Annotated in this window: 9 protein-coding genes; 8 read left to right on the top strand and 1 reads right to left on the bottom strand. The window is 73.0% G+C overall.

Going from position 1 to position 13,457, the window contains the following annotated elements; all coding sequences use genetic code 11:
- Window positions 1-38: 38 nt before the first annotated feature.
- The gene (locus EDC02_RS15740; RefSeq protein WP_123604833.1) at window positions 39-1,259 is read right to left on the bottom strand and encodes a Mur ligase family protein; all 1,221 of its coding nucleotides are present in this window, start codon (window positions 1,257-1,259) and stop codon (window positions 39-41) included.
- An 84-nt stretch (window positions 1,260-1,343) separates the two neighbouring features.
- On the opposite strand from EDC02_RS15740, the gene EDC02_RS15735 reads away from it, so the two are divergent.
- The 8 genes from EDC02_RS15735 to mraY all read left to right on the top strand — a co-directional run bounded on the left by EDC02_RS15735 (window position 1,344) and on the right by mraY (window position 13,419).
- On the top strand, window positions 1,344-4,172 hold the full coding sequence (locus tag EDC02_RS15735; RefSeq protein ID WP_233605954.1) for a DEAD/DEAH box helicase: 2,829 nt from the start codon (window positions 1,344-1,346) through the stop codon (window positions 4,170-4,172).
- A 308-nt stretch (window positions 4,173-4,480) separates the two neighbouring features.
- Window positions 4,481-4,912, top strand: coding sequence for a division/cell wall cluster transcriptional repressor MraZ (gene mraZ, locus EDC02_RS15730; protein ID WP_123602607.1), 432 nt, complete (start codon window positions 4,481-4,483; stop codon window positions 4,910-4,912).
- A 266-nt stretch (window positions 4,913-5,178) separates the two neighbouring features.
- Complete coding sequence (gene rsmH, locus EDC02_RS15725) at window positions 5,179-6,336, top strand: 16S rRNA (cytosine(1402)-N(4))-methyltransferase RsmH (RefSeq protein WP_123602606.1); 1,158 nt, start codon at window positions 5,179-5,181, stop codon at window positions 6,334-6,336.
- An 11-nt stretch (window positions 6,337-6,347) separates the two neighbouring features.
- Window positions 6,348-6,926, top strand: a complete 579-nt coding sequence (locus EDC02_RS15720; RefSeq protein ID WP_123602605.1) for a hypothetical protein — start codon at window positions 6,348-6,350, stop codon at window positions 6,924-6,926.
- A 599-nt stretch (window positions 6,927-7,525) separates the two neighbouring features.
- Window positions 7,526-9,211, top strand: coding sequence for a peptidoglycan D,D-transpeptidase FtsI family protein (locus tag EDC02_RS15715; protein WP_370461541.1), 1,686 nt, complete (start codon window positions 7,526-7,528; stop codon window positions 9,209-9,211).
- Window positions 9,212-9,266: 55 nt separating this feature from the next.
- Window positions 9,267-10,856: a UDP-N-acetylmuramoyl-L-alanyl-D-glutamate--2,6-diaminopimelate ligase gene (locus tag EDC02_RS15710; RefSeq protein WP_123602603.1), complete on the top strand. Its 1,590-nt coding sequence runs from the start codon at window positions 9,267-9,269 to the stop codon at window positions 10,854-10,856.
- Window positions 10,853-12,298: a UDP-N-acetylmuramoyl-tripeptide--D-alanyl-D-alanine ligase gene (gene murF / locus EDC02_RS15705; RefSeq protein WP_123602602.1), complete on the top strand. Its 1,446-nt coding sequence runs from the start codon at window positions 10,853-10,855 to the stop codon at window positions 12,296-12,298. Before EDC02_RS15710 ends, murF begins: the two co-directional genes overlap by 4 nt.
- Complete coding sequence (gene mraY, locus EDC02_RS15700; protein ID WP_123602601.1) at window positions 12,295-13,419, top strand: phospho-N-acetylmuramoyl-pentapeptide-transferase; 1,125 nt, start codon at window positions 12,295-12,297, stop codon at window positions 13,417-13,419. Before murF ends, mraY begins: the two co-directional genes overlap by 4 nt.
- Window positions 13,420-13,457 lie beyond the last annotated feature (38 nt).

Below are 13,457 nucleotides of genomic sequence, written 5' to 3'. Positions count from 1 at the left end.
TGGGCCCGCCGATCGACGGGCCGATGGCCGGGAACGACTCAGTTGACACGGTCCAGCTCCGCTCGGATGTCCTGGAATGCGGTGTAGTTCGCGATGACCTCCAGCCGGCCGGGCGGCACCGAGGAGATCGCCGCGTTGAGCGACGGGACGTGCAGGAACGGCACGTCGTTGACCTCCAGTCGGACGGCGAGGTCGAACGCGCGTTCGCCGGTGATCAGCACCTGGCGGCCGCGCAACGGCGAGAAGTCGACGTCGAACAGCCAGGAGGTGTCCAACCCGTCGGGGTCGCGGGCGTTGATCGACAGCAGCGTCGGTGCCTGTTCGGCCATGTCGAACGCCTCCAGCCAACTGGCCGGGTTCTTGGCCAGCAGCAGCCGGATGGTCCGCCCGTTGCGCACCACCTGCGCGTACCGGCCGGCCACCGAGGTGACCACCGCCAGCCGGGACACCGCGTCCACCGGGCGTACGCCGAACTCGGCGGCCACCGCCAGCGCGGTGGCCGCGTTGCCGACGTTGACCTGGCCAGGCAGTTGCAGCGTCACCTTGTGCCAGGCGCCGGTCGGGTCGATGACGCCGTCCTCGTCGACCACCCACTCCGGTTCGGGCCGGCGCAGCGGGCAGCCGGCACACCACCACTGGTCCTCGGAGCGTTCGATCGCCGAACCGCACTCCGGGCAGACCCACGAGTCGTCGTGCCAGCGCTGCCCGGCACTGAACCAGGAGACCGCGCCGGCGGTCGCGGCCGCCCACACCACCATCGGGTCGTCGGCGTTGGCCACCACCTTGACCTCGGGATGCTCGGCCAGCGCCACCTGCCACAGCTGGGCCATCATCGCCACCTCCTTGGCCCGGTCCAGCTGGTCGCGGGAGAGGTTCAGCAGGGCGACCACCCGGGGGCTGGTGGCCTCGAGCACCTGAGCCAGGTAGTGCTCGTCCACTTCGAGCACCGCGTACGGCGTGGTGCCGGCCTTGGCCAGCGCGGAGGTGTGCCCGGTCGGCATGTTCGCGCCGTACGAGTTCGTCGCCACCCGGCCGAGCACGCCGACCGCCGCCGCGGCGAGCCGGGTCGTGGTGGTCTTGCCGTTGGTGCCGGAGACCAGCGCGACGGCCCGCCCGGCGGCGAGATGCGCCAGCAGCTCCGGATCGATCTTGAGACCGATCCAACCGCCGATCACCGACCCGTCGCCCCGTCCGGCGGCCCGCGACAGCGCCGCAGCGGTGCGGGACACCGAGCTTGCCACCTTCGCCCGCAAGGGCATCTTCGCGTCCGTCACCCGAGCGAGGCTACCGGACCCTGCCTGGCGCCGATCGCCGCACGGACGCGTTGGTACGGTCGACGACCGATGAGTAGCTCAATGGTCGCTACCGTGCTGCGGGCGTTGGCCGAGCTGGCGCCCGCCGCACCCGAGCGGATGTTGGACGTGACCCGGGGCGGCCAGCCGCTGCTCTGGCTCGCCGATCCGGACCGGCACCAGCGTGATGCCGCCACCGACCGGTTGGCCGCGGTCGACCTGTTGCACCGCGACGAGCGGATCCTGCGACGCGGCCTGGGTCTGGTCGTCGGCACCGTCGAACGGGACGGGGTCCGCCGCCGGGTCCGGCTGCCGTTGCTGTCCGAACCGGTCCGGTTGGAGCGTGCGCTGCGTGGTTACCGGGTGGTGTCGGCCGGGGAGTTGGAGCTGACCTCCCTGGTCACGGATCGCGCCGCGGCGGCGAACCTGGAATCGGTGCCGGGTCTGGGCGGGCCGGGTTGGCTGACGGCGACCGGGACGCAGGCATGGCTGCGGACCGCCGCCGCGGCCGCCGGGCTGCCGTTGACCGAGGTACGGCCGGCACCGACCGGTCGGCGTCCCCGGCTGCCGGCGAGCGGGCTGACCGGCTATCTGGCCGCGGTGCTGTTCACTGTCCGGGATGTCTACGGGGTGGCGCTCGCCGACGGACTACGGGCCTGGGCCGGCCGGGACCTGACCGGCACCGCGCTGGCGGAGGTCTACCAGCCGACGCCGACCGGCACTGACGGCGGTGCCGGCGAAACAGTGGCGGGGGACGCCGCCACGCCCGGCGCCCGGTTCGACGCCGCCGCGGTCGAGTCGCCGTTGCCGCTGACCGCCGCCCAGTCGGACGTGGTCCGGCGGGTCCGGCGGGAACGGCTCACCGTCGTGTCTGGTCCGCCGGGCAACGGCAAGAGCCACGCCGTGGTGGCCGCGGCCCTGGACACGGTCGATCGGGGCGGCAGCGTCCTGGTGGTGACCCAGTCGCCGCATGCCGCAGACGTACTGGTTGATCTCCTGGCCCGCTACCGGGGGCCGACACCGGTGCTGTTCGGCGACGCCCAACGACGGGCGGAGGTCGCCGCCACTCTCGCCGCCGGTGCCGGTTCGGGTGTCCCGGCGGCGTGGGTGTCCGCCGCCGAGGACGCGGTGGCGGCGGCCCGCCGCCGGGTTGCTCGGGAGACCGGACTGATCCGGCTCGCCCTGGAGACCGAGCGGCTGGCCGCCGCCGCGACCGGGTGGGAGCCGCTGCTCGGTGCGCTGTCACTGACCGCACCGGGCGCGTTCGTACCCGGGGCCGACCTGTCCGGTGCCACGCGTGCGGTCCGGCTGGCGTGTGCCCCGGGTGGCGGGAACTGGTGGGCGAGGTGGCGTCGGCGGGCCGCCCGTCGCTGGCTGCGGCGTCGGCTCGGTGTCGCCGTCGACCTCGCCGGGAACACCGACGGTGCGCTGGACCAGGTCGCCGATGCCGTCGAGGCGGCCCGGGCGGTGGCGGCTCGGGCTCGGCTCGCCGCTGCGGGCGGCACTGATCTGGCGGCGTACTGGGACCGGCTCGATGAGGCCGACCGGGAGCTCGCCGAACGGGTCGCGACCGCGATGCGGGACCGCGCCGGCAGCGAGCGTCGATGGGATCCGCCGGCCCGGCGCAACGCCGGGGCGTTGGCGAGCGCGTTGCGGGCGGGGCGCAACCGGCGCCGGGAGCTGCTGACAGCCTTGGACGGTCCGGCCCTGGTCCGGGCGTTGCCGTTGTGGATCGGCACGGTGACCGACGTAGCCGAGCTGTTGCCGCCGTCGCCCGGTCTGTTCGACCTGGTCATCCTCGACGAGGCCTCGCACAGCGACCAGATCCGGGCTGCCCCGGCGCTGGCCAGGGCCCGTCGGGCGCTGGTCGTCGGTGACCCACGACAGTTGCGCTTCGTTTCCTTCGTCGCGGACGTGGACGTGGCCGACACGCTCGACCGATACGGTCTGGACGACCGGCTCGACGTCCGCCGGGTCAGCGCCTTCGATCTCGCCGCTGCCAGCGCACCGGTGACCTGGCTCGACGAGCACTTCCGCTGCGTACCGCAGCTGATCGAGTTCTCGGCCCGGCGGTTCTACGCCGACCGGTTCGCGGTCACCACCCGCCACCCGGCGAACGAGTCGATCGACGTGATCGCGGTGCGCCAGGTGGTGTCGGCGGCCACGGTGGACGGGGTGAATCAGGCGGAGGTGACCGCCACCGTCGAGGTGGTGCGGGAACTCGCCACTTCCGGCCAGTCGCAGATCAGCGTGGTCACTCCGTTCCGCGCGCAGGCCGACGCGCTGGAGGCTGCACTGGTCGCGGAGTTTCCGGTGGAGCGGATCGAGGAGCTGGGGCTGCGGGTCGGCACCGTGCACGCGATCCAGGGCGGCGAAGCCGAGACGGTGGTGGCGTCGTTCGCGGTGACCGACGACGATCCGCCGGCCAGGTTACGTTTCCTGGCCGATCCGCATCTGTTCAACGTCCTGATCACGCGGGCCCGGCGGCAGTTGGTGGTGGTGACCTCGCTGACCGCCGCCGACGGCCTGGTGGGGGAGTTTCTGCGGTACGCGCGCCAACCGCCGCCAGCGGTGCCGTCCGGGGGCGTGGTGACCACCGCCGGAGTCAGTTGTTGGGCTGCACAGCTCGGCGCCCGGCTGACCGAGATCGGCGGCGCGGTGCGGTTCGACTACCCGGTCGGACGGTGGACGGTGGACATCTGTCTCGGTGTCGGCGCCGACGCCGTCGGCCTCAACTGCGTAGTCCATCCGGACGGTCCGCAAGCGCACCTGGCGCGGCAGCGGGCGTTGCGCCGGGCCGGTTGGGCGTTGGTCGACGCTTTCGCCTCCCGCTGGAACGGTGATCCGGTGCGGGCGGCGCTGGAGATCCTCGCCGGGTAGCGGGCCGTCATCGGCAGCGGACAGCCGCTGCGGCGCTGGCGCTGAGCGCGATTCGGCCGGATGCGTACCTGATTCCGGGCGCGGCTGTCGGAAAGTGGACCGGGGTGGGCGCTCGCGCCCCTCCACTCGGCACCACCCCCACTGACGTGCGGTTTTGTCGGTGAATTGGGCGTGTTTCGGTCGCGATTCTGGTTGCAGGTGGAGGGAAGTGGAGTAGAGTGGGGCGCGATGGCGGGGCCGGGAGGGCCCGCCGGCCCCGGGGGATGCGGCACCGCGAATGCCGTACAAGGGCAAGGGGGGGTTGGGCCGTGTTTCTCGGCACCCATACTCCGCGCCTGGACGAAAAGGGCCGGTTGATCCTTCCAGCCAAGTTTCGGGACGAGCTGGCGGGAGGTGTCGTGATCACCAAGGGGCAGGAACGCTGTCTGTACGTGTTCCCGACGCCGGAGTTCCAGCGGATCGCCGAGCAGTTGCGCGAGCAACCGATGACGCACAAGGCGGCGCGGGCCTACAGCCGGGTCTTCTTCGCCAGTGCGCATGACGAGGTGCCCGACAAGCAGGGCCGGGTGACGATCCCGGCGCATCTGCGGGAGTACGCCGGGCTCGGCCGCGACCTCGTGGTGATCGGGGCGAGCAGCCGGGTGGAGATCTGGGACAAGCAGGCATGGGAGACATACCTCTCCGATAGCGAGGACGACTTCGCGGACATCGAAGAGGGGGTGCTGCCCGGCGGACTGTAGGGCAACGGATGGTCGACCGCCCGGCGTCTCGTCGGGTGTCGGTGGCTGACGCGAGAGCCGCCGGTCGGCACCGGTCGTCCGACGTACTGCGAGATCTCCAGCCGCTCCCGCACCTGGCGCCACTTCCCCGGCGCCAGGCGCGTGTCTTCGAGCACCGGTCCGGCACGGGCGGTGGGCGGGAGTAGAGCGGATGGGGATCTGGCGGTACGACGAGCGGTAACGCAGCAACCGGGCACGACACGGCAGACAGGTCACTGGGGGTCGACATGGGGGAGCTTCGCGGTACGCACGTACCGGTGCTGCTCGAGCGGTGTCTCGAGCTGCTCGCCCCCGCGCTGGACCGCGGTGACCGGCCGGCCGTGCACGTCGACGCGACCCTCGGCCTGGGCGGTCACGCCCATGCGGTGCTGGCGGCCTTCCCGCTGGTCACCCTGGTGGGGCTGGATCGTGACCGGGAGGCGTTGGCGCACGCCCGGGCGAGGTTGGCCGGGTTCGCCGACCGGGTCCATCTGGTCCACGCGGTCTACGACGAGTTGCCCGAGGTCCTCGACCAGCTGGAGCTGTCCGGGGTGGACAGCGTGTTGTTCGATCTGGGGGTGTCCTCACTGCAGCTCGACGCGCCCGAGCGCGGGTTCGCCTACTCCCGGGACGTCGCCCTGGACATGCGGATGGACCAGGGGCGGGGGACCACGGCCGAGGAGATCGTCAACGGCTACCCCCCGGGGGACCTGGTCCGGGTGCTGCGGGAGTACGGCGAGGAGCGGTTCGCCAGCCGGATCGTCTCGGCGATCGTGCGGGAGCGGCAGCGGCAGCCGATCACCTCGTCGACGCGGTTGGCCGAGCTGGTCGAGTCGGCGGTGCCGGCGGCTACTCGACGAACTGGGGGAAACCCCGCGAAGAGGACGTTTCAGGCGTTACGTATCGAGGTAAACGAGGAGCTGGCGGTGCTGCGCAGGGCGCTGCCGGCCGCGCTGGACGCGTTGCACGTCGGCGGCCGCATGGTGGTGCTGTCCTACCACTCGTTGGAGGACCGGATCACCAAGCAGACGTTGGCTGGCCGGGCGCGCAGCACCGCGCCGGTGGAGCTGCCGGTCGAGCTGCCGGGCACCGGCCCGACGCTGCGGCTGCTCGGCCGGGGTGCCGAGCAGGCCGGCGAGGCGGAGATCGCGGCCAACCCGCGGGCGGCGTCGGTACGGCTGCGCGCGGCGGAGCACATCGGACCGGCGGCGGAGCACGTCGGAGGACAGGCGGCGGTGCGCAGTGCCGGCACCGCCGGGCGGGGAAAGGGTGGGGCCGCCCGCGAACGGCCCCACCCGGGGACAGCACCACACCGGCCCGACGCGGCGGCGTCCGGGCCATCCACACCGGACGGGATAGCCGGCCGGCGGAGACGTCACGATCGGGGTCGTGACGAGAAGGAGTAGGGGGAGGGGAGATGAACGTCGAGAAGCGCGACCGCTCGGGGCAGGTCGGTCAGCGCGGCGCCCGGGTGGGCGCACCGCGGTCGGGGGGCCGGACCGCGGCGCGGCGCAGCAACCCGTCAGGGGGCTACGTGACCCAGGGCAGCGCGGCGCTGCAGGAGCAGCCCACGACTCAGGACTCGGTCCGGGTCTGGGACAGCTCGGCGGAGCCGGCGCCGCCGCGACTGCGGGTCGCACCGCCGGCACCGGTGTCGGTGCCCCGGGCACCGTTCATCGCGATGATCCTGGTGGTCGTCGTCGGTGGGGTGCTCGGTGTGCTGCTGGTCAACACCAAGATCAACGAGAACGCGGTGCGGATCGGCACGCTGCAGCAGCAGCAGTCGAACCTGGATCTGCAGGAGCAGCAGCTGGAGAAGGAGATCGCGCAGTACGAGGCGCCGAACAACCTGGCCGCTCAGGCACGCAAGCTCGGCCTGGTCGAGTCCGGTCCGCCGGCGTTCATCCGGCTGCCGGACGGACGGATCATCGGTGTACCGCAGCCGGCCACCGGTGAGCCGGCCATCACCAGCTCGCAGCAGGGGGCGGGGGAGTAGGCCGGGTGGCTGACCGTTCCGATCCGCCGCGCCGGGATCCACGTGGATCCCGGCGCGGCGGCGTCGGTGAACCCGGCCCGATCGGCGGGATCGCCGACGCCCGTGCCTACACCCCCCGGGGTCGGACGGTGCGCGAGTCGGCCGAGCAACGCCGTGCCGGCCGTGCCGAACGCAGCCGGGATCCGTTCCGGCCCGCGCTGCAGGTGCTCGACGGGGGTCGGGCCACCAGCGGTCGGCCGCCGGCCCGGACCGGCTCGGCGGACCCCGGCGACCGGGGCACCGAAGCGGGTACCGGACCGCGTCGCGACGCCGACCGGCGGAGCACGTCGCGCCGCGACGTCGACCCGGACCGGAGGGCACGGCGCGACGTCGACCCGGACCGGGCAGCGCGGCGCGGAGCCGACTCCGACCGCCGCCGGTCGACCACCGGCCGTGCCGGGTCGGCCGGCAAGTCCCGGCAGGCGTCGTCCGGCTCCGCCCGGCGTGCCCCGGGCCCGGCCCGACAGGGCACTCGAGGCCGCCCACGGCGGCCCGCCACCCTGCCCCGGCTGGCCGACCCCCGGCGCCGGCTGCGGCTGGGCACCTTTCTCACCCTGACCATGTTCGTGGTGATCGGGATCCGGCTGATCGTGCTGCAGGTCGTCGACGCCCCGGCGTACGCCGACGGCGGCGTGTGGGACCGGGTCGGCTCGCCGGTCGTCGTGCCCGCCCCCCGGGGCAGCATCTACGACCGCACCGGTGCGGTGCTGGCACACAGCGTCGCCGCCCGGTTCGTCTACTCCGACCCGGGTCTGGTCGAGGATCCGCAGGCGACGGCGGAGGCGCTGTCACCGCTGCTCGGCATCCCCCGCTCCACGCTGCTGGAGCGGCTGGTCCCGCAGACCCGCCCGGACGGGCAGGAATCGCGGTTCGAGTTCCTGGCCCGTGGGGTGGACGTCGAACTCGCCGACCAGGTGATGGACCTTGAACTGGCCGGTATCGGGGTGGACTACGACGAACGGCGCGAGGTGCCCGGCAACGACCTGGCCGCGAACCTGCTCGGCTTCGTCGGCCTGGACATGAACGGGCTGGAAGGACTCGAGGCGCGCTACGACGAGGTGCTGCGCGGGGTGAACGGGCAGCGGATCGCCGAGCAGGGCAACCGCGACCTGCGGTTGGCCGAGATCCCCGGCGGTTACCGGCAGGAGACCGAGCCGCAGCCCGGCAGTTCGCTGGTGCTCACCATCGACCGGGACCTGCAGTACGAGGTGCAACGCATCCTCAGCGCGACGCTGGAGCAGTGCACCGTGAGCGTGGCCGCCGCAGTGGTACTGGACGCGCGTACCGGGGAGGTGCTCGCCCAGGCCAGTGAGCCCACCTACAACGCCGCCGACGCGTGGTCCAGCGACCCGTCCGACCGGCAGGACATCGCCACCACGTTCACCGCCGAACCCGGCTCGGTGCACAAGCCGCTGGTGCTCGGCGCGGCCCTGGAGGAAGGGCTGATCGAGCCGGACACCACGCTCGACCTCGGACCGACGATCCGCAAGGGCGACACCACCTTCCGCGACACCCGCCCGATCGAGGCGGGTGTCGCGACCAGCCTCGCCGGCATGCTGGCCTACTCGTCGAACGTCGGCACGATCAAGATCGCCGACCAGCTCGGGCCGGACCGGCTGCACGCGTACCAGCAGGCGTTCGGTCTGGGCAGCCCGACCGGTGTCGGACTGCCCGGCGAGGCCAGCGGCCGGGTGCTGCCGCTGGACGAGTGGAGCGCCTCGTCGTACGGATCGGTGCCGCTCGGGCACAGCGTCGACGCCACCCCGCTGCAGATGGCCGCCGCGTACGCGGCGATCGCCAACGACGGCGTCTACGTACCGCCGCGACTGGTCCGGGAGATCGTCGACGAGCACGGACAGCGCAGCCCAACCGCGGAGCCGGCCACCCGTCGGGTGCTCAGCGCCGACAACGCCGCCGCGCTGCGGACGATCATGGAAGGGGTCACCACCATCCCCGGTGCCACCGGCACCGCGGCCGCGGTGCCGGGCTACCGGGTGGCCGGCAAGACCGGCACCGGTCGGCGGATCGTCAACGGCTCCGTCGCCCCCGGTGAGGTGACGTCGTTCATCGGCATGGCGCCGGCCGACGACCCGCGCTACGTGATCGCCGTGGTGTCGCACACCCCCGGTGGCGGGTGCGGGGACGTCGCCGCCCCGGCGTTCCGCGACATGATGCGCTTCACCCTGCTGCACTACCGGGTCCCGCCGAGCGGCACCGAGCCACCCGAGTTCGTGGTGCACCCGTGACGGTCCGTGCCCGGGCGACCTGCTGGACTCACCCGTACGGACGAAACGCCGCGCGATGCGGAGCGACCGGTACGCCGCTGCGCGGGCCCGGACCGCGGACCGGGTAGGGTCTAGCGCCGTGCCCGGCAATCCACGACCCCGCACCAATCGTCCGATTCCGTTCGCGGAGCTCGCCGCGTCGCTGGCGGTGCCGCCACCGACCGCCCCGGCCCCGCTGATCAGCGGAATCACCCACGCCAGCGGCGACGTCCGGCCCGGTGACCTGTACGCGGCCCTGCCCGGGGCCCGCCGGCACGGCGCCGAGTTCGTCGCCGACGCCGGTGCCCGTGGCGCGGTGGCCGTGCTCACCGATCCGGCCGGTGCCCCGGCGGCTGCGCAAGCCGGGCTGCCCGCCCTGGTGGTCCCCGAGCCGAGGACGGTACTGGGCCGGGTGGCGGCGGTGGTCTACGGTGAGCCGACCCGGCACCTGGCCATGGTCGGGTTGACCGGCACCGCCGGCAAGACCTCCACCGCGTACCTGGTCGAGTCGGGGCTGCGGGCCGCCGGCCAGTCGACCGGGTTGATCGGCACGGTCGAGACCCGCCTCGGCGAACTGATCGTGCCCAGCGTGCGGACCACCCCCGAGGCGACCGACCTGCACGCGATGTTGGCCGTGGCCCGGGAGCACGGCGTGGCCAGCGTGGTGATGGAGGTGTCGAGCCACGCGCTGGCCCTGGACCGGGTCGGTGGTGTGCGGTTCGCGGTCGGCGGCTACACCAACTTCGGATCGGACCACCTCGACTTCCACGCCGACGCCGCCGACTACTTCGCCGCCAAGGCCCGGCTCTTCGACGGCCGCTGCGCGGTCGAGGTGCTCAACCACGACGACCCGGCCCTGGAGCCGCTGCGTCGTCCGCACACGGTCACCTACTCGGCCGCCGGGGACGCCGCCGCCACCTGGCGGGCCGCGGCGGTCAGCGACGACGGCTACCGGCAGCACTTCATCGCCCTGGGTCCGGACGGGATCTCCATCGAGGCCGCCGTCGGGCTGCCGGGGCGGCACAACGTGGCGAACGCGCTGCTGGCCATCGCGACCCTGGTCGCGCTCGGCGTCGACCCGGTCACGGCCGCCGCCGGAGTGGCCGACTGCCCCGGCGTACCCGGCCGGCTGGAACAGGTCGCCGCCCCCGGACCGGTGCTCGGCGTGGTGGACTACGCGCACAAACCGGACGCCATCGTCGCCGTGCTGACCGCGCTGCGCGGCCTCGCCGACTCCCGGCAAGGCCGGCTGATCTGCGTCATCGGGGCCGGGGGCGACCGGGACCGGGGCAAACGTCCGACGATGGGCGCCGCCGCCGCCCGCGGTGCCGACCTGGTGATCGTCACCGACGACAACCCACGGACCGAGGACCCGGCGGCGATCCGGGCCGAGGTACGCCAGGGGGCCGACGGCGTCGCCGGGGCCGAGGTGGTGGAGGTCGCCGGCCGGCGGGCGGCGATCGACGAGGCGGTTCGGCTGGCCGGTCCCACCGACGTGGTCGCGCTGCTCGGCAAGGGCCACGAGCAGGGACAGGAGATCGACGGCGACGTCCAGCCGTTCGACGACCGGATCGAGCTCGCGGCGTCGCTGACCGCCCGGTTCCCGGCACTGGTGAGGCAGGCATGATCACGATGACGCTGGCCGAGGTGGCCGAGGCGGTCGGTGGGCGGCTGTCCGACGCCGACCCGACCGGTCGGGTCACCGGCGGGGTGGAGTTCGACTCCCGCAAGATCGGGCCCGGCGGGTTGTTCGTCGCCTTCGCTGGCGAGCGGGTCGACGGGCACGACTTCGCCGGCGCGGCGCTCGACGCCGGAGCCGTCGCGGTGCTCGGCACCCGCCCGATCGCCGTTGACGGCGGTGCCACTTCGGTGCCGATGGTGCTCGTCGACGACCCGCTCGACGCGATGGCCCGGTTGGCCCGGGCGGTCCTGGACCGACTGCCCCAACTGACCGTGATCGGCCTGACCGGATCGTCGGGCAAGACCACGACCAAGGATCTGATCGCGCAGCTCGCCGCCGGGCTCGGCCCGACGGTGGCGCCGGCCGGCTCGTTCAACAACGAGCTCGGCCACCCGTACACCGTGCTGCAGGCCGACGCCGAGACCCGGTTCCTGGTGCTGGAGATGGGCGCCCGGGGAATCGGCCACATCCGGCACCTGTGCGAGATCGCGCCGCCCCGGATCGGCGTGGTGATCAACGTCGGGGTCGCGCACATCGGGGAGTTCGGTTCGGTCGACGCCATCGCCACCGCAAAGGGTGAGCTGGTCGAGGCGTTGCCGGCCGACGGCGTCGCGGTGCTCAACGCCGACGACCCCCGGGTGCGGCGGATGGCCGAACGCACCGCCGGGCGGGTGGTGCTGGCCGGGGAGGACCCCGCGGCGACGGTACGTGCCGAGCAGGTCACCGTGGACGCCCGGGGACGCGCCGCGTACCAGCTGGTCACTCCGGCCGGGTGGGCGCCGGTGCGGCTCGCGGTCAGCGGCCGGCATCAGGTCGGCAACAGCTTGCTCGCTGCGGCAGTGGCGATCGAGCTGGGGCTGACCGACCCGGCGGAGCTGGCCGCCGCGCTCGGCCGGCTCCGGCTGGTCTCGACCCGTCGGATGGACGTGTTCGACCGGGCGGACGGGATCACCGTCATCGACGACTCCTACAACGCCAACCCTGCCTCCACGGCGGCGGCGCTGCGGGCGTTGGTCGATCTCGGCGCGGGTCGGCGGACCTTCGCGGTGCTCGGCTACCTGGCCGAACTCGGCGAGTACGAGGAGCAGGGGCACGCCGAGGTCGGCCGGTTGGCCGCAGAGCTCGGCGTGCACCGGGTGCTGGTGGTGGGTGAACAGGCCGCGCCGATCCGGCACGCGGCGGCGGCGGTTGCGACGTGGGAAGGGGAGTCGGTGCTGGTCACCGATCAACAGGCGGCGATCGACCTGCTCCGGCGGGAGCTCACCGACGGGGACGTGGTGCTGGTGAAGGGCTCGCGGTACCGCACCTGGGAGGTCGCCGACGCGCTGCGCGACGGATCGGCCTGCGACGGTACGCCGGTCACCGGGGCCGGGGAGGCGACGGCGTGAGAGCGGTCATCGTCGCGGCGGCCGTGGCCTTCCTGGTGTCGCTGTTCGGCACCCCGGTGGCGATCAAGGTCTTCACCAGGCTCAAGGCCGGCCAGCCGATCCGGGCCGAGGGCCCGGTCATGCACCAGGGCAAGAAGGGCACGCCGACGATGGGCGGGGTGGTCTTCATCGTGGCGACGGTGATCGCGTACGTCGCCGGTCACCTCGCCCTGACCACCCTGCCGGCCCAGCAGATCGCCCAGGTCGGGCCGACCATCACCGCGCTCGTCCTGCTCGGCCTGCTGGTCTTCTCCGGTGCGGTCGGCTTCGTCGACGACTTCCTCAAGGTCCGCAAGCGCAACAGCGCCGGGCTGAACAAGCGGGGCAAGCTGCTCGGCCAGATCCTGGTCGGCGCGGTGTTCGGGGTGATCGCGCTGTACTTCCCGAGCACGATGGTGGACACCACCGGCGACGCGACCAACACCGAGACGGTCGGCAGCACCACGCTGTCGTTCATCCGCGACATCGACGCCCTCGACGTCGGCAAGGCCGCGTCGGTGGTCATCTTCATCCTGGTGGTGATGGCCACGACCAACGGCGTCAACCTGACCGACGGGCTGGACGGTCTGGCCACCGGCGCGTCGGTGATGGTGCTCGGCACCTACGCGTTGATCGCCTTCTGGCAGTACCGGCACTGGTGCGCCGACCCGAACTACACCGCCGAGTACTGCTACCAGGTGCGCGACCCGTTGGAGATCGCGCTGATCGCTGGGGCGGCCGCCGGCGCCTGCGTCGGCTTCCTCTGGTGGAACACCTCGCCGGCGCGGATCTTCATGGGTGACACCGGCGCGCTCGGGCTCGGTGGGCTGATCGCCGGGATGGCGATGGCCACCCGGACCATGCTGCTGCTGCTGATCATCGGTGGGCTCTTCGTCATCATCACCATGTCGGTGGTGATCCAGATCATCTCGTTCCGCACCACCGGCAGGCGGGTGTTCCGGATGTCGCCACTGCAGCACCACTTCGAACTGGCCGGGTGGAGCGAGGTCAACATCGTCGTCCGGTTCTGGATCATCGCCGGGATCGGCGTGGCGATCGGCCTCGGCCTGTTCTACAGCGAGTTCCTCGCGGTGATGGGCTAGCCCGGACCAGCCCGCGCCCGCTGTGCGGCGGCCGGCCC

The organism is Micromonospora sp. Llam0, assembly GCF_003751085.1.
In the GTDB taxonomy this organism is placed as follows: domain Bacteria; phylum Actinomycetota; class Actinomycetes; order Mycobacteriales; family Micromonosporaceae; genus Micromonospora_E.
This window is presented reverse-complemented; position numbering and strand designations above follow the sequence as displayed.

Coding starts and splice junctions, on each gene's coding strand:
- EDC02_RS15740 (WP_123604833.1), bottom strand. CDS start 1,259: ATGCCCTTGCGGGCGAAGGTGGCAAGCTCGGTGTCCCGCACCGCTGCG.
- EDC02_RS15735 (WP_233605954.1), top strand. CDS start 1,344: ATGAGTAGCTCAATGGTCGCTACCGTGCTGCGGGCGTTGGCCGAGCTG.
- rsmH (WP_123602606.1), top strand. CDS start 5,179: ATGGGGGAGCTTCGCGGTACGCACGTACCGGTGCTGCTCGAGCGGTGT.
- EDC02_RS15720 (WP_123602605.1), top strand. CDS start 6,348: ATGAACGTCGAGAAGCGCGACCGCTCGGGGCAGGTCGGTCAGCGCGGC.
- EDC02_RS15715 (WP_370461541.1), top strand. CDS start 7,526: ATGTTCGTGGTGATCGGGATCCGGCTGATCGTGCTGCAGGTCGTCGAC.
- EDC02_RS15710 (WP_123602603.1), top strand. CDS start 9,267: ATGCGGAGCGACCGGTACGCCGCTGCGCGGGCCCGGACCGCGGACCGG.
- murF (WP_123602602.1), top strand. CDS start 10,853: ATGATCACGATGACGCTGGCCGAGGTGGCCGAGGCGGTCGGTGGGCGG.